The sequence below is a fragment of the Eubacterium sp. SB2 genome, from assembly GCF_001244405.1.
Taxonomy (GTDB): Bacteria; Bacillota; Clostridia; order Lachnospirales; family Lachnospiraceae; genus Faecalicatena; species Faecalicatena contortus_B.
Genome location: NZ_LN865153.1, coordinates 1,149,356 through 1,166,504 on the forward strand (window position 1 = coordinate 1,149,356; position 17,149 = coordinate 1,166,504).

The 17,149-nt window shown below is 44.6% G+C and carries 15 protein-coding genes and 1 tRNA gene; 2 read left to right on the forward strand and 14 right to left on the reverse strand.

All coding sequences use genetic code 11. The features are described from left to right. Positions 1–8 precede the first annotated feature (8 nt). Genes BN1938_RS17435 through BN1938_RS17450 form a run of 4 tightly spaced genes read right to left on the reverse strand, consistent with a single transcriptional unit; the run spans position 9 to position 4,429 of the window. Entirely contained in the window at positions 9–1,064 is a 1,056-nt protein-coding gene (locus tag BN1938_RS17435; RefSeq protein WP_050641789.1) for a BMP family lipoprotein, read from the reverse strand. Between the two features lie 41 nt (positions 1,065–1,105). Next, positions 1,106–2,050, reverse strand: coding sequence for a nucleoside hydrolase (locus BN1938_RS17440; RefSeq protein WP_050641790.1), 945 nt, complete (start codon positions 2,048–2,050; stop codon positions 1,106–1,108). 28 nt (positions 2,051–2,078) lie between these two features. Next, positions 2,079–2,918, reverse strand: coding sequence for a YjjW family glycine radical enzyme activase (locus tag BN1938_RS17445; RefSeq protein ID WP_050641791.1), 840 nt, complete (start codon positions 2,916–2,918; stop codon positions 2,079–2,081). Then, complete coding sequence (locus tag BN1938_RS17450) at positions 2,918–4,429, reverse strand: YjjI family glycine radical enzyme (RefSeq protein ID WP_050641792.1); 1,512 nt, start codon at positions 4,427–4,429, stop codon at positions 2,918–2,920. Before BN1938_RS17450 ends, BN1938_RS17445 begins: the two co-directional genes overlap by 1 nt. A gap of 140 nt (positions 4,430–4,569) precedes the next feature. Here BN1938_RS17450 and BN1938_RS17455 point away from each other — a divergent pair, with 140 nt between their 5' ends. Both BN1938_RS17455 and BN1938_RS17460 read left to right on the forward strand, forming a co-directional pair. Next, the gene (locus BN1938_RS17455; protein ID WP_050641793.1) at positions 4,570–5,271 is read left to right on the forward strand and encodes a Crp/Fnr family transcriptional regulator; all 702 of its coding nucleotides are present in this window, start codon (positions 4,570–4,572) and stop codon (positions 5,269–5,271) included. Positions 5,272–5,359: 88 nt separating this feature from the next. Continuing rightward, positions 5,360–5,433, forward strand: a tRNA-Arg gene (locus tag BN1938_RS17460). A 42-nt stretch (positions 5,434–5,475) separates the two neighbouring features. On the opposite strand, the gene BN1938_RS17465 is transcribed toward BN1938_RS17460, so the two are convergent. The 10 genes from BN1938_RS17465 to BN1938_RS17510 all read right to left on the reverse strand — a co-directional run bounded on the left by BN1938_RS17465 (position 5,476) and on the right by BN1938_RS17510 (position 17,054). Continuing rightward, a complete protein-coding gene (locus BN1938_RS17465) occupies positions 5,476–7,719 on the reverse strand; it encodes a bifunctional diguanylate cyclase/phosphodiesterase (protein ID WP_050641794.1) in 2,244 nt (747 codons plus the stop codon). A gap of 20 nt (positions 7,720–7,739) precedes the next feature. Continuing rightward, positions 7,740–8,825 (reverse strand): tryptophan--tRNA ligase, encoded by a 1,086-nt coding sequence (gene trpS / locus BN1938_RS17470; RefSeq protein ID WP_050641795.1) that lies wholly within the window; start codon positions 8,823–8,825, stop codon positions 7,740–7,742. Between the two features lie 357 nt (positions 8,826–9,182). Beyond that, entirely contained in the window at positions 9,183–9,863 is a 681-nt protein-coding gene (locus BN1938_RS17475; RefSeq protein WP_050641796.1) for a phosphatase PAP2 family protein, read from the reverse strand. Positions 9,864–10,019: 156 nt separating this feature from the next. Continuing rightward, entirely contained in the window at positions 10,020–10,844 is an 825-nt protein-coding gene (locus BN1938_RS17480) for a glycerophosphodiester phosphodiesterase family protein (RefSeq protein WP_050641797.1), read from the reverse strand. 15 nt (positions 10,845–10,859) lie between these two features. Further along, positions 10,860–11,780, reverse strand: coding sequence for a diacylglycerol/lipid kinase family protein (locus tag BN1938_RS17485; protein WP_050641798.1), 921 nt, complete (start codon positions 11,778–11,780; stop codon positions 10,860–10,862). Positions 11,781–11,853: 73 nt separating this feature from the next. After that, entirely contained in the window at positions 11,854–12,456 is a 603-nt protein-coding gene (locus BN1938_RS17490; RefSeq protein ID WP_050641799.1) for a TetR/AcrR family transcriptional regulator, read from the reverse strand. Positions 12,457–12,699: 243 nt separating this feature from the next. After that, positions 12,700–14,472 (reverse strand): A/G-specific adenine glycosylase, encoded by a 1,773-nt coding sequence (mutY, locus tag BN1938_RS17495; RefSeq protein WP_050641800.1) that lies wholly within the window; start codon positions 14,470–14,472, stop codon positions 12,700–12,702. A gap of 365 nt (positions 14,473–14,837) precedes the next feature. Beyond that, positions 14,838–15,563: an amino acid ABC transporter ATP-binding protein gene (locus BN1938_RS17500; RefSeq protein ID WP_207642678.1), complete on the reverse strand. Its 726-nt coding sequence runs from the start codon at positions 15,561–15,563 to the stop codon at positions 14,838–14,840. 10 nt (positions 15,564–15,573) lie between these two features. After that, a complete protein-coding gene (locus tag BN1938_RS17505) occupies positions 15,574–16,266 on the reverse strand; it encodes an amino acid ABC transporter permease (protein WP_050641802.1) in 693 nt (230 codons plus the stop codon). Positions 16,267–16,280: 14 nt separating this feature from the next. After that, complete coding sequence (locus BN1938_RS17510) at positions 16,281–17,054, reverse strand: basic amino acid ABC transporter substrate-binding protein (RefSeq protein WP_050641803.1); 774 nt, start codon at positions 17,052–17,054, stop codon at positions 16,281–16,283. Positions 17,055–17,149: the final 95 nt, after the last annotated feature.

Sequence of the window (17,149 nt, forward strand, 5' to 3'; positions counted from 1 at the left end):
TCTTATTTTTACAACTCTGATGGTACTTCGATATCCCCACTAATAATCTGCGATTTAATTGTTTCTAACTGCTCTACAATTTCATCCGGAACCTTTATATTGCTCCCCTCTAAAGTATAACCAATTCCTTCATCAGACAGCCCCAGTACAGTCTCTTCACCAACTTTTAGATTGCCATTCACTGTAGATTCTACAATGTCATATGCTGCATTGTCTACTCGCTTAAGCATACTTGCAACTATATGATCTGGATCTACTGTATTTTGATTTGAATTAACACCGATTGCAATAAAATCAGACTCTTTTGCAGCTGCAAACACTCCAAGACCTGATCCTCCCGCAGCATGGAAAATAATATCATATCCTTTCGCATACTGGCTGCCTGCAATTTCCTTAGCTGTTGTAGTATCCCCAAAAGGATTATCTCCGCCTACGTATTGTATGGCCACATCGGCATCTGAATCTACATATTTAACGCCGGCTTGATAGCCTGCGGCAAACCGGTCAATTGTTTCTGACTCCATTGCGCCGATAAACCCATACTTGTGATTATCCTCCAAATTATAGGACGCCGCATCCTGTTTCATATAAGCTGCAAGCGCACCTACAAGAAATGCGCCCTCCTGCTCCTTGCTTGCATAGCTTGCCACATTTTCTTCAAGAAGAGTCGCATCAATGAGTGCGTACTGCTGATCAGGATAGTCTGGTACAACCATTGTAAAAGCATCCAATTGATCGAAAGCAATTCCAATAATGACTGCATACTCACCAGAATTACTCATATCTCTAAGAATCGTTTCAAAATCTGTAACTTCTTTGGGCTCTGCATAGTCAAAATCTACTCCCAATTCTTCTTTCGCACGCTCTAGTCCACTATAAACCTGATCATTATAAGATTGATCTCCAAGACCTCCTATTCCCAATATGACAGCGACCTTTAGATTCGTATTCTTACTTCCCGATGCATTTGTGTCCTCTTTTTTCTGCTCTTTATCCGAACCCGAACATCCCATTAGACCAAATACCATAATAAGTGTTAATAAAAACGATACTACCTTTTTCATATACTTTCTCCTTTACTGTATCACGCCTCATTTCCTAAGATTTACTGAAAAGCTGCAAATAATGTATTAAGTACTTTTTCTGAATCTACATTTATGCAATGTTCAACATATCTCCCTGTTATTGGCTGCTCTCTTAAATCTGTCACAACCATACCTCGACAATACTTTCCCTCACACTCAATCCTCGTAATTCGTTTTTGTGTGCTAACAAGGGCGGGGTCCACCGCAACAACCATTGCCAATGGATCATGAAGCGGGCAGCACTCCCGCATCCAATTTTGTCGGTGAGCGCCCTGCATATACCACTTCATTTCCTGTTGTAAGAAAGACAGCAGCTCTTTGCATTCTTTTCTGCAGCTCACAAGTGCCTGATCGAAATCTGTCTTTCTCAGAATTGTCTTTAAAGTGACATCCAAGCCGACCATTGTTAAGTTCCATGGAGTCTGTACTACAATATCTGCTGCCTCCGGATCCCCTCCTATATTTGCTTCCACTACCGGTGACACATTTCCTGGTGCATGCAGGGTTCCCCCCATAGAAACAACCCGCTTGATTTTTTTATAAAAGTCCGGATATTTTGACAATACCATGGCAATATTTGTCATACGTCCCAATGTAATTAATATCATTTCCCCATCATATTCGCATGCCTTTTGATACAGGAAATCACAAACATCCATTTCTATTGGCTTCTGCTCTGCTTCAGGTAACTCAACATTTCCAATCCCATTTCTTCCATGTATGAAATCCGGGAATTCTCCGCATTTCCCTTCCAGCGGACTCTCCGCACCAATGCAGACTGGTATTCTCCCCTCCATTCCTGCCAGTTTTAGAATCCTTAATGTATTCTCGGCTCCCTGCTTTGCAGTTACATTCCCAGCACTTGTTGTTATTCCCACAATTTCGATATCCGGCCGGGATAGCGCAAATAATATTGCCAGTGAATCATCTACTCCCGGGTCGCAATCGATACAAATTTTCATCATAGTATGCCTCCTTTCTTTTGTGAGAATATCAGATTATTACAATATCATGAAACCCATTTCTTAACGCGATCTCTTTATAGTACTGCATCTCCGAAGGATCGGGAGATCTCAGTTCTTCCCTGTAAGGTGCACGAACCCCAAACGGCCTATATGCTATAAGCTTATATCGGATATCTCGTCTCTTTAAATATGGTCTTAACAAGTTTGTGATCCTATCCACCGTATCTTCATTTGGCAGGTACTCCGGTACGATTACCGTACGAATTTCTTCCAGCTTTTCATGTTTTGCTAAAAATACTGCATTTTTTAAAACCATTTTATTATCCGTTCCCGTCAGCTTAATATGAGCATCCGGGTCAAATGCTTTTATATCCAGCATCACACCATCGCAAACCTGTAAAAGCTTCTCATCCTGAGTATAATCATAACTGCCATTACTGTCTGCCAATGTAGTAAGTCCCTGTTCTTTTGCCAGCTTAAACAACTCAACGATAAAATCTCTCTGCAGGGAACACTCCCCTCCTGATGTTGTTATTCCCCGGATAAAAGGTATATCACCTCTTATTTCCTCCATTATCTGCCTTGCGGTATAATTCTTTGTTCTTGGCGATGACAGATGCGGACAAACACGGACACAGGTATCACACTCACAACAAAGCATTTCATTCCACTGCACAGTTCCACTCTCCAAACGCAATGCTCCGGCAGGGCAATGTTCTATACAGAGTCCACATCCTATACATTTTGCTATAGTTTCCGGATTATGACAGTAAACACATTTATAGTTACACCCTTGAATGAATATCGCAACCCTGTTCCCCGGCCCATCCACCACACTGCTATGTATGATTTTATTCACAACAGCCATTATAAATTTCGCACCTTTCTCTCATAAATCTTACTGTTTTTCACCTCATAGTATCCCCACATAGCGTTTGCCTGCGGAACAGCAATTCCTGCATCCAATTTTGCAACGTCTGATTTTTTTACCAGATACCCGGTAATTCGTATCACATCGCTGTCAGATGAATAGGTAGAAAAGTATCTCATTCCCTGAGAGAATCCTCCTTTTATCATATCCAGGATTGCATCAGGATTTCTCTGTGCTGTAGCATCAAACGGAAAGATATCCCCGACACCCGACGTGAAGTAAGGATGCACCCTGCCGCAATGTTTAAGATGTTCATGCAGCGGAAGTTCAGAACCAATTGCAATCCTTGCTCCTGGGCTGATATCATAATCACTGTCAATCCCTACTTGTGCATGCATTGTAAAATGATGATCTGTGCAGTCACAATATTTGCTTTTAAAAGAATTCACACATTCTTTCATTTTTTCCAATATATTAACCGCCAACTGATCTGCATATTCACTGTAACCATACTTATCTGACCGCCCTTCCTTCTCCATCAGTATGTTGACGCATTCATTCATTCCCACAACACCAAACATACCTGTAAAATTTTCTACTTTTAAAAATCCTTCTTTTACAAGAAAATTAGATTTAAAGAAATGGCTCTTTTCCACTAAAAACTCAATTTTTTGTTCAATATATTCACATAATACCTTCACTGCATGCGGCAACAATTCACTTACAAAATGTTCACTATCCTTGGCCCTCTCTGACAGTCTGCTGAGAACAATTCGTGATAAAGTATAGGAGCCCCCGGAAACAGGAAGTGCATTATAGCAGCTTGCAATACCATATGGCACATCATATAATTTACTATACTCCTTATGATTTGCAAAACTTGGTTTTGCACAATTCAACGCACAAATCACACATTTTTCTGCAAAATCATCAGGCGTTATATCAGAATCATAGAGCAATGTAATAGATGGAATTGCATTTTTCAGTTCGGTTTCAATTTCGATGATCATTTCACCCGCTCTGGTAGCTTCGGGACCCAGATTCATATGGCAATAGGAATCTGGAATCGAGCGGTCTAAAAAAATCAAAAAACTTCTGATCAGGTCATATGCATGCTCGTCATCCATAAACGGTTCCAAAAGTTTATCAACAGACCCTAAATACACCGGATAATGCGTAACAGACGGAATATGACGGTAAAACATTTCCAGTGTCTGGATCGCATCAAACAAACATTTTGGAGGGTCCAGCCTCAGAAACTTACATCCCTCCCGCATTAATTTTTCATAGTCAGGAAGTGCATATCTGGGTTGATACGTAACATTTCCTTCTGTCATAGTACACAGACATCCTGCCTCGTAAAGCTCGCGAAACTCTTTTGTGGTTTCAAAAAACTCCACATAGTTTAAAGGAATTGCGGATAAGTTTATCATAGCCTGCTCATGTGTGAGAGCTCCATTCGTAATCACTGATTCAACATCCTTTTTTAGATTCGTAATATTTAACATATTCTTTCCTCCTCCAATATTAAAATACTAATGTGAGGCCGGTTCATTTTACTGGTTGCGCCTTATCTGAAAATATGATATCATTACAGACACTTTAAAAAAATGCCATCTGTCACCTTTTTGGTAGAAAGGAACAAAAAATGTCGGTGAATTTCCGAAAAATTATTCAGTATGTTACATCTCCAGAGTATCGCTATCCACTAAGTAAAGAATTTATAGAAATATTAGACAATGAACATTTAAAAATTGACTATGCAGATAAAAACGATCTGCTTATTTCGAACGAAATGCCATCAAATAATATCTACCTTCTTCTAGATGGTTATTGTTGTACGGAAAAATACAGTCCTTCCGGTAAAATGTTGAAATCTATTGCCGCAGGGCCTATACAAATCTATGGACTTTTTGAAGCCGTACATCCCACGCTTACAAAACATACGGCAACCATACGCTGTATTACTTCCTGTGCCTATATCCGTATTACAAACCAAAAATACATAGATGAACTATTAGCAGATCCTATATTCGGATGGATAAATATCCAATATCTCTCTTCTTTCATTAATCAGGTTTTAACGGAAAATGACGGCTTACTTTTAAACAATACCAGGGATAAACTTTTACTCCAGCTTTATCAATATTGTCCAAACTCACACTTTCCAGTCATTGTTAAAACAAAAAAAGAAAACCTGGCACAAATATTAAATATAAGCCTCCGTACGCTTTACCGGCAATTAGATGCTCTTTATAAAGAGGGCCTGCTATCTTCAAAAAAGGGGAAAATTTTAATTACAGAAGAACAATATTATAAAATCCAGACAATTCTCAGCGAGTTCTTTTGATCAATCTATTTTTATTTCATAAACCTATTGACAAGCCCGTGTTTTTATTATATACTAATATCTGCTGTGAACGAAATAGTTTCAGTATGTGCGCGTAGCTCAGCTGGATAGAGCGTCTGGCTACGGACCAGAAGGTCGGGAGTTCGAATCTTCTCGCGCACGCTAAAAAACCTGGAAGCATCTGCTTTCAGGTTTTTTATTATTCTAATTTCTTTTTACAGAAGCATTCCTTTCCTCTAAGAATACTTCTTCAAACTCCGCTGGCGGAACTGCCTTACTAAAATAGTATCCCTGTATCAGGTCTATCCCAATCTCTTTTGCAACGTTATAATCTTCTACCGTCTTCACACCTTCCAGGCAGACTGTTTTTCCAACGTCATGGCATAGCTCTGTGATTGAGCGGATAAATGTGGCTGTAAACAAGTCTGTCGTCAACCCGTTTACAAATCCCTTGTCTATTTTTACGATATCTGCAGGCGTGTTTTTCAGCTCGAACAGGGAAGAATACCCCATCCCAAAGTCATCCATTGCGGTTTGAATCCCTTTTTCCTGCAGTCTTCCCATGATATCATGTACAATGCTATCCTGCTCAATCAGGTAAGTTTCCGTAACTTCCAGGGTAATATTTTCATATGGTACATGAAAAGAATCCAGAGTTCCAAGCACAAAGGACTCAAAATCCTCCTCCAGCATCTGGGGATACGAAAGATTGATACTCATTCGAAAATCCGGCTTCCGCTTAATCCATTCACTGCACTGACGGACTGCCTCTGTAAATACCCATTTTCCGGCCTTGATTATCAGTCCGCTCTGCTCCAGGATCCGTATAAACTCTGACGGCGGTACATCGCCGAAAGCAGTACACTGCCATCTTGCAAGCGCTTCCGCCCCACTCAGCTGTTTTGTCCCGGAGACAATCTGGGGCTGGTAATTCAGAGAAAACCCGGTGAAGCCTCTCTCGATACTTTCTCTGAGAAGTTCCGTCATTTCAAGCTTTCTCCCTCTGCTCTCCAGGATCTCCTTCGTAAATACGGTAAGCCGGTTTTTCCCTTTTAGTTTCGAACATTCCAGTGAATAATTTGCGTACTGCAGAAGTTCCTGATAGTCATCCGAATCCTCCGGATAGGAAGCATAACCAGCAGACATCGTGCAGTAATATTTGCGCCCTTTATAGTCCTGAATCTTTTGGAAATGACTCTGGATCCGGCTGAATACCTCCATGGCATCCTCCTTGCTTCCATTCAGAAACAGGACTGCAAATTCATCTCCGTCCATCCGGTACACTCTCGCATTGGATGGAAGGAATTCGACAATCTTCTGTGCCGTTATTTTTAGGACAGCGTCCCCAAAAGAGCGGTTATTTAAGTCATTGATATTACGGAAACCATCCATATCCAGAAGCATAATTCCAAGATACTCGGTTTCCTCCAGATCTACCATATATTTTTTTGCATCACCCTCGAATTCGAACCGGTTATAAAGACCCGTCATATGGTCAGTCTTATGATTGCGCCCCAAATTGGTAATCATTCCCGCAAACAGATTCGGTTCCCCTCTCTCGTCCCTGATCATCCTGCCGCGGCAGCGAAGCCAGATCCATTCTCCCCTGGCATTTTTGGCGCGGTATTCGATATCATGGGACTCCATCCGTCCGTCTGCGATCTCCTGATTGCTCTCCAGAAAGTGACGTTCATCATAAGGGTGTATCTTCCCGCCCCAAAACGCAGCAGCATTCTCCACCACTTCCCCTGGAAGCCCGAATTCCCTGACCATAGCAGGCGGATAACGAAATACTCCGGTTTTCATGTTTCCGACAAATATATAATCGTCTGTACTTTCCATAAGTGCATCATAAAGATGCTCCTTGTCATATATAAACTCCCGGACTCCGGAATCATTCTGCTGCTCCAGCCTCTGCTTCGCACGCAGTATATGATAATTCCTCTTCTGTATATACATTTTGCAGTCCGCTTTTTCAAGAAGGTCTTCAACCATATAGTATTCTTCCGGATAGATTTCTACAAGACCATAGGAAAAAGACGTTTCGTACATTAATTTTCTGGAATTCTTTTTTTCATTAAGATATGCCAGGATCCTCTGCATGCGCTTTTCTGCATTCTTTTCATTTTCATCATAAAATGCCATAGCAAATTCGTCCCCGCTCAGCCGGAAAAGAACATCGTTTTCTTTCAGTTCCCGGGACATGGACATCGCAACGTATCGTAGCATATTGTCACCTTCACGGTGCCCGTGTCTGTCATTGATCTGTTTCAGGTCATTCACATCACACAGTGCCACGACCAGTATCCTGCTCTCAGTTCTTGCCTTTTCAAGCAAACTTATCAGACGTTCCCTGCCCGCCCTGCGGTTCAATACCTTTGTCAGATCATCATAGTTGGCACGCGCCCAAAGGCTCTTATACTCTTCAGAGTTCTTTATATCCTGCATATTAGGACCCCTTCGCTTCGTTACTCCCTGAACTTCTCTGCCTGTGCATTGATCAGCTCCAGGTCTTCAAAGTAATTAATCTTCATCGCCTCTTTCACATCACGCAAAGTATCGGCAGCCACGCTCTCAGCCTTCTCACTTCCCTTTTTCAGAATCTCATATACGTATGGGATATCTTTCTGGTATTCTTTTCTTCTGTTTCTGATAGGCTCCAGTTCCGCCTGAAGGACTGCGTTCAGGAAACGCTTCACCTTCATATCTCCAAGCCCGCCCCTCTGGTAATGTGCTTTAAGTTCATCCAAATCCGTATAGTCCGGCAGAAATTCCTCAAAATATTCCGGCCTGCAGAAGGCATCCAGATACGTAAACACCGTATTGCCCTCCAGCTTACCCGGATCTTCTATTTTAATATGCGTGGGATCCGTAAACATACTAAATACCTTCTGTTTGATTGAATCCGGCTCCTCAGAGAGATAAATGCAGTTATTCAAAGACTTGCTCATCTTTGCCTTTCCGTCCGTACCCGGCAGCCTCAGGCACGCCGTATTGTCGGGAAGAAGAATATCGGGCTCCACGAGCGTATCGCCATAGACCGAATTAAACTTTCTTACAATCTCCTTTGTCTGTTCCAGCATCGGAAGCTGATCCTCTCCAACCGGAACTGTGGTTGCCTTAAACGCTGTAATATCAGCGGCCTGGCTGATCGGATAAGTAAAGAAACCGACTGGTATGCTTGCCTCAAAATTCCGCATCTGAATCTCGGATTTTACCGTAGGATTACGCTGCAAACGCGAAACCGTAACCAGGTTCATATAATAAAAAGATAATTCGCATAATTCCGGTATCTGTGACTGGATAAACAGCGTTGACTTCTCCGGATCCAGACCGCATGCCAGATAATCCAGCGCCACCTCTATAATATTCTGACGTACCTTCTCCGGATTGTCCGCGTTATCCGTCAGTGCCTGCGCATCCGCTATCATAATAAATATATCGTCATACTCGCCTGCATTCTGCAGTTCCACTCTTCGCTTCAATGAACCGACATAGTGACCCACATGCAGTCTCCCGGTCGGTCTGTCCCCTGTTAACATTATCTTGCCCATGTCTAATCTCATTCCTCCTAATTCTTTTCATATTCAAGTACGCCAGGCGTCATTGCGGCGCTACGCGCTTCTTCCCGGCTAATCTTTTCACATTATAACACTACAGCCAATGGTTTGGCTATAGATATAGTGATTCCGGCTGGTTTTTTTAGTCCCTGCCAGGGCAGGCCGCAGAACCTGCTGCCATCGCTGCGGCTTAACCTCTGAATACTGAAAAAAATTTCACCCGGATCAGAGATTCCAGAAGCCATTTTGAAAAGTCCGGATGACTTTTCCGCAGTCCTCTTAATTTTCCAAAGTGTGCTTTGGGAAATACTCTCTGTTTCGGATGAAATAATCTAAAATATGCTGTGAATACTATTTGCCCCAGGTGGCAATCTGATTCGAAAGCTTGGGCGCTTTTTTTCGGCTTGACTCATAGACAAACTGGTAAATGGTATAAGCCATGATAAAAGCTGCCATTACGTCTATGATCGAATGCTGCTTAAGGAACATTGTTGCGAGTATAATCAGGGCCGCCAGGGTATAGGCACTCCAGCTTATCACCTTATGCTTCTGCAGCGCCTTGCTGTTATAGATGGCTATGCAGGCCCCCAGAGAGTTATATACATGAAGGCTTGGCAGAACATTGGTCGGAGTATCTGCCTTGTAAAGCATCTTTACCATATCCACAAAAACATTATCCCTGGCAAAGTACATAGGACGCAGATTCAGGCCGTTCGGAACTAACGTGGATATAATCAGAAAAATCGTCATTCCAGCAAACATCAGCTTTGCCAGCTTGTAGAAGCCGTCCACATCTGTAAAAAAGAAGTATAAAAATGTGGCTGCTATGAATACAAACCACAGCAGGTATGGCACAATAAAGTATTCTACAAACGGTATCTTATTATCAATTACGGAATGTATAACATGATAGCCTGATGTTACATGCTTCTCAAGATACATGAACCAGGGCATGTAAATCAGGATATAGCTGAACACCCAGGCATGCTTATATTTCTTAATAAAATTCGTGGCTTTCGTCCTAAAGTCCATACCGAACGCTCCTTTTTTTAATGCATATTCTCTAGCTGCCCCGATTATAGCACGAATCACATGCCACAACAATAATGTTCATAAAACCTTAACAAAATCTTTTGATTTTACGGGCCTTTGCAGCTTAATTGTTACTAATTTATTACTAACGAACCTTCACTTTTTACCACACGGCCTTATCCCCTCAAATATATACATATCATATTGCTTTACCGCCTGTTCCATGGCTTGGGAGGTACGAAGCGTCCATACCGCCACCGGTGTAAACAGAAGGCTGTGGAGTACCAGGAGGCTGACGTTCTGGCTGTCCTTTAATTTGTAGGAAATGAAATCCGGCCTGGTGATGCAGTTACTTAACAAATATTTTACGCAGAAACGCAGTATATAATGCGGCGAATGGTCACTTTTCACCAAATTAGACGATAACTGGCCCCTCAGAATATCCTTCCGGTGTTTTTTCAGCCAGCAAAGCACCAGGCAGTTAAAGGACTGAATCAGATAAGGCCCGGTGTATCCGCGCAGCTGCTCTTCCAGATGCACACAAATATCCGTGTTCTGCGTGGGAAGCTTTACCTCGATCAACAAAGGGACACGCCCCTTAATATAGGACAGGACGGAGGAAAAAAGGGGAATCTTTTCGGAAGTTCCGCTGAGATAGCATTGCTGCAGCTCCTCATATGACATTTCTTCTATTCTGCCTTCTTTCCCGCAGACGCGCTTCAAGGTATCATCGTGAAAAACAACCAGACGGCCGTCTTTTGTCAGATGAACGTCCAGCTCTATCCCATACCCTTCTTTTACCGCCTCCTTAAAGGCTGCCATGGAATTCTCCGGTATCCCTTTCTCAACGCAATGAAGCCCTCTGTGGGCCCACTTTTGGCCCATAAAGAGCTTCATTTGTTTCCGCTTCGTCATACGCGGCATAATCATAAACAGATAAACAGCTGCTGTTCCAACTGCAGCCAGAACCAGTACATACATAACCTGCTCCTTCTTTCACGCTGTGATCACCCTGATTTGTTCTTCCAGTACCTCCGCCGTTATCTGATCTCTCAGGAATACGGGTTCCCCGTCTGTATGTACGGCAAGCGGACGTTCTATTTTTATCACGGCCTTTTTGCACCTAAAAACATGAATTCCAGGAAAATGCACATGCCATCCCTTATATGCCGTGGGCAGGAGCAAAAGGACAGCCAGCCTGGGAAGCCCCGATATTACAATCACATCCAGCAGGCCGTCATTCCCGGCCGCATCCGGGCAGAAACAAAAACCGCCGCCCTCGTATGGCTGGTTCATGGCAGCCGCAAAGTATACCTTCGAAAACTTTTTTATCTCCTGTCCATCCAGAGTAATCTCTGCCTGAACCGGCTTGTCATGGAACAGCCTGTTCAGGGCAATTCCCACATATGTCAGTTTGCCCAGTTTCAGATGGTTTAACAGGACTTTCAGCCTGGATACGGCCGCCTGATGGCAGATTGCCGCATCAAACCCAATTCCCGTACTCACCGCAAACCGCCGTTCTTTCCCTGCGCGGGTTAAAAGCCCCACATCCATGGACTGAATCCTGCCGGGCTTCAGAATCATATCCAGCGCCCCAAGCGGATCTGTGGGAAGCTTCATCCCTCTGGCAAAATCGTTGCTGGAACCTGTGGGGATATAGCCCAGGACCGTCTTCCCAAGGTCGGCGATTCCGTTCAGCACTTCATTCACGGTTCCGTCTCCCCCCAGCACGACCAGGGTATGTTCCTCTCCGTCCCCGGTGATACTGCCGGTAATTTTAGTTGCATGACCGGGGGAATCCGTACGAAAGCTCTCATATTCAACCAGTCTTTTTTTCAGTTCCGGCTCTATGATATCCCATATCAAGCCTCCCATACCGGAACGGGAATTCGGATTCACTATAAAGCTGTATCTCATACTGCTGCCTCCATTTCTGGGGATGAGTTTTTTTCAATTCACGGCCGGTATTTTCAAAGGGTACGGCCGCATCTTATAAAATCGTACTGTCCAGGTATTTACCAAGTGAGCGGCGCATATTGCCTTCAAAATCGGCATCCCCTCCGCGGAGACACCATTCAAATACATTGCCGATTACAATCATACGGATGTCAGTTGTAAACTCTTCAATGCTGACATTCAGTCTGACAATTCCTTCCTGCATGGCTTTCTCAACATAGGTCTGCACGGTCACAATGGGATAGGGTCTCTCTGCGCGGCTGGCAGGATTCAGCGCCTGATTTTTCGTATCGTAGTATCCAGAGATAAACTCAACGCCAAGTTCCCTGCAGTAATTCACATAATTCAGATACACATGGATGATGGCAATCTTCGCTTCCTCCGCATTTCTGGGCAGATCGAGCAGATCAGGGTTGATGCTGGGCTGATCCTCTATATAATAAGACAGCAGATCATCTTTTGTTTTAAAATGATGGTAAAAGCTTCCGTTTGACACACCTGCTTCTTCACAGATATTTTTAATAGAAAGCTCTTCGTACCCATTCTTTTGGAGAATCCGCTTTGCAGCGCGGAAGATCCGTTCTTTTGTTTCTTTTGATTTCTGCTGCTGCCTGGACAGCTCTGTCTTGTCACCCATAAATGTACACTCCTTTTATCCCGCTTGTTATAAAGTGAGTATACCATAAATCCGCCCGGGATTCAAGAAAACAGAGCGGACTCTAAAACAACTCTGCGATATACGTTACTGTGCACACCCTACGGGCGTGCACAGTAACGGCATCTGCCCATTTAAAGTCGCCTACGGCGAGGGGTGCTATGCGCCAGTGGCGCATGTTTAGCACGGACCGAAGCGGAGCAAAGACCAGATGCCCCGAGACCATCACTTTATCGGCTCCGATGCCGTGCAGCGAGGTGCACGGCACGGTCTGAACAGTAACCGATATACCTCAAAAGCAGAAGGAATCGGGTATTTATCTTCAATCTCTTCTCTGCGGACAAACAGCATATCCGCGCTGCAGTTTTTCTCCAGCCCGTCCACTTTAATCTCATATCCCGTCATATGCCACTCTACATGGCTGAATATATGTTTCGCGCTCTGTACCTTTTTTATATGCAGCGGAGACAGCCCGATGGAGTTGCAGTACTGTATCACTTCTTTTCTGTCCAGGTGCCCCTCCAGATTAGGAAGTTCATACAGGCCGGCCAGAAGCCCCTTTGGCGGGCGTTTTTTAATCGCAAGCGTGTCCCCGTCCAAAAGGATCAGAACCGTTCTCTTCTCGATCCGTCTGGCCTTTGCCTTGGACCTGACCGGCAGTTCCGTCTCAATGCCAAGCTTTCTGGCCTTACAAAGCCCGGACAGGGGACACTCCGTACATTTAGGCTCACCGTTCGGCACACAGACAATGGCTCCCAGCTCAATCAGTCCCTGGTTAAAATCCGACGGCGCATCGGCAGGAATCACTTCCTCGATCTCCTCCTCAATGCGCGCCCGGACACCCGCTTTCATAATATCGTCATCCCGCGCCATAAGCCTTGCCGCCACCCGCAGGACATTCCCGTCCACCGCAGGCTTCGGAATTCCAAATGCAAAAGAGCCGACCGCTCCTGCCGTGTAGCTCCCGATTCCCGTCAGCGAACGGATTCCCTCATATGTATCCGGAAACTCCCCTCCATATTCCTCCATAATCTGACGGGCCGCCTTCTGCATATTCCGTACCCGGTTGTAATAGCCAAGCCCCTCCCACAGTTTCATAAGCCGGTCTTCCTCCGCCTCAGCCAGGTCCTTCACCGTAGGCAGCTCCCTTAAAAATCTTTCGAAATAGGGCTTCACAGCCTCCACCCTCGTCTGCTGGAGCATAATCTCAGATATCCAGACCCGGTATGCGCTGATATCATGCCGCCAGGGCAGATCCCGTTTATGTTCCCGGTACCAGCGCACAAGGGGAACCACCGCCTCTTTCAGCTCCGGACTCCCCAGCACCACCGGCACCGCCTCATCCATGACAATACGATCCGCCGTCACTTTACAGTCCCGCGCCAAGATATGCACGCCCGCCGCCTTGGCCCTGCGCAGCGCTTCTCCAAAGGCAGGATGGGTATCCATATTTGGGGTAAAATAGCGGATCCCCTTCATCTGGATCACAAACAAAACATAAGCCTCATATCCATCCTTTACAGCCTTACATAGCTCTTCCACATGCTTAACCGCCCGCTCGCTCGGTGCATCTGGAAATCGCGCCACGCCATCCTCTTCCAGCGTAACCCCCTTCACCTCTACAAAACACTTACGCCCGTCTGCCTCAACATAGAGATCAAACCTCGAGTTCCCATAAGTAGTCTCCGCCCTGACAAACGGAGACTCCCCAAACAAATTACCGGCTTCGATCCATTCCTGAGCCACTCTGTTCGGAATCTGAGAATCCATATTCACCATCCTGTCCCCTTTTTCCACAGCAATTAAATCCCACTTCGTCTTCCGCTCCGGCTTAAGGCTCTCCTGCACATAAATAACAGCCCCCGCCTTGAGAAGCTCCGCGCACCGCCCCGTATTCTTCACATGAATCGTCTCTCTTCGCCCCGCAACCAGAGCATACGCAATAAACCGATTCGGCCGCTCCAAAAACACAGCCTTTTCTATTCGTTCATACTTCATACACAAAAACCTCTTTCATCACCAATACCTATTAGACTACCACAGAACCCCCTAAAAAGAAACAAAATAATAGTTGGAGATTATTGGCTGCCTAAGAAGAGTTGTAACAGTTCAGACTGGCCTGAACTGTTACGAAGAGTTTACTGCGAAAAAACCGCATTTTATGGGAGAAAATTGATTCCGAATCAATTTCCCGGAGCGTATTCACTTAGAAAGCATCAGCTTTCTAAGTGAATACGCTCCGACCCATAAAATGCGGTTTTTTTGCAGTTAGCTCTTCTTAAGCGAAGCGGCCGGTTTCCAAAAACAGCATAAGCATCCCCCGCCGCTGTCGGTGCGTCCCGCTTCCATCAGGCGTCCCCTGCCTACAAAATCTTCGAAAGAAACTCCCGAAGCCGAGGTTCCTCCGGATTATTAAAGAATTCCTCCGGAGGCCCCTGTTCTTTTATTTTCCCTTCATCCATAAATATAACCCGGGTCGCCACTTCCCGTGCAAATCCCATCTCATGTGTCACAACCACCATAGTCATTCCATCATGGGCAAGCTTTTTCATTAGCTCCAGAACTTCCCCCACCATCTCAGGATCCAGGGCGGAAGTCGGTTCATCAAAAAGCATGACATCCGGATTCATTGCCAGAGAACGGATAATTGCAATACGCTGCTTCTGACCGCCTGACAGCTGGGACGGATAGGCATGTGCCTTTTCCTCCAGCCCAACCAGCTTCAGAAGTTCCATCGCCCGCTTTTCAGCATCGGCTTTACTCTTCTTCAAAAGCTTAATCGGTGCAAGCGTGATATTTTCCATAATCGTCTTGTGCGGGAATAGATTGAAATGCTGGAACACCATGCCCATCTTCTGGCGATGGCGGTCGATATTCGTTTCCTTGCTTGTAATGTCTGTTCCTTCAAAATATACGTGCCCCGTCGTCGGAGTCTCAAGAAGGTTCAAGGATCGGAGGAACGTTGATTTACCAGAGCCTGACGGTCCGACAATTACAACAACTTCGCCTTTACGGATTTCTTCCGTTACCCCATCCAGTGCATGAAGCCTGTTATTAAATACTTTATGAAGGTCTTCTACCTTAATCAATACTTCTCCATCAGTGATCACTGTTTCTCAGCCTCCTCTCCAGCAGATTTACGAGCTTTGTAAAGATCATTACCATAATCAGATAAATCAAAGCTACAGCAATAAGAGGCATGAATGCATCATATGTACGGCTTCGTATGATATCGCCGCCCTTGGTAAGATCCTGCAGGGCGATATAACCAGAGACTGATGTCTCTTTTAACAGCACGATAAACTCATTGCCAAGCGCCGGGAGAACATTCTTAAAAGCCTGCGGCATAATGATATGGATCATGGTCTGCACATAATTAAATCCCAGGCTGCGCCCAGCCTCAAACTGTCCGTTATCAATAGACATGATACCAGAGCGGAATATCTCGGCAACATAGGCCCCGGAATTGAACCCGAATGCCATAATAGCTACCAGCACTTTGCTGATGTCTGAGCTTCCGAATATTACAAAGTAAATGATCAAAAGCTGTACAACAACCGGAGTTCCTCTGATCACCGTCAGATAGATCTTACAAATTGCATTAAGGATCTTCAGCCTTCCTGTTTTGTCATATGTGGAGCGTATAATTGCAATCAGAAAACCAATTACAATTCCGATTATGACGGCAAAGAAGGTCACCTGCAAAGTGACCCCCAGTCCATCTAAAATGTATTCCCAGCGGTTTTTTTCTATAAAATTCCCATAAAACTTATCCTGCAACGTCTGCAACATAATCGTATCCTCTTTTATTCCGCGCTGTCAGCGCTGATATATTTCGCTACGATTTCATCCAATTTACCAGATTCCTTCAGATTAGCCAGTGCATCATTGATTTTCTCTTTCAGTTCATCATTTCCTTTTTTCACTGCAATTGCGTACTCTTCCTCTGTAAACGCTTCGTCCAGAATCTTGAGCCCTTCCGCTTCTTTTACAAATTCCTTAGCCGGCTCTCCGTCGATGACTACTGCATCAATCTTGCCCTGCTGCAGTGCCTGTACAGCCTCAAATCCCTTGTTATAACGCTCTACAGTTGCATCTTCAATGTCGTCTGCGTAGATATCGCCTGTGGTTCCCAGCTGTACGCCGATCTTCTTACCTGTCAGATCATCTGGTCCGGCAATTGCACTGTCCTCTTTAACGATAATTACCTGTGTTGCTGTTGCATATGTATCAGTAAAGTCTACATTTTCCAGACGGTCCTCCGTCACAGTCATACCTGCCGCGCCGATGTCTGCTTTTCCGCTTGTTACTGCAGTGATGATAGAATCAAAAGCCATGTCCTCAATCTCGAGCTCCATCCCCATCTCCTCTGCTACTGCAGCCGCAATATCAGCATCGATTCCTACGACTTCTTTTCCTTCGTAGAATTCATACGGCGGAAATTCCGCATTCGTAGCCATCACCAGCTTTTCCTTCTTACCACTGTCACCTGCGCTGCTGTCTTCCTTCTTAGATCCGCATGCCGCCATTGATAATACGCATACTGCCACCAATAAAACGCTTAAAACTTTCTTTTTCATTTTCCGTACCCTCCAAATTTACATTGTTATGCATAATCATACACATTATCTCTATATTTTATCATGTTTTCTATAAAAAACAAGACTATGCGCCG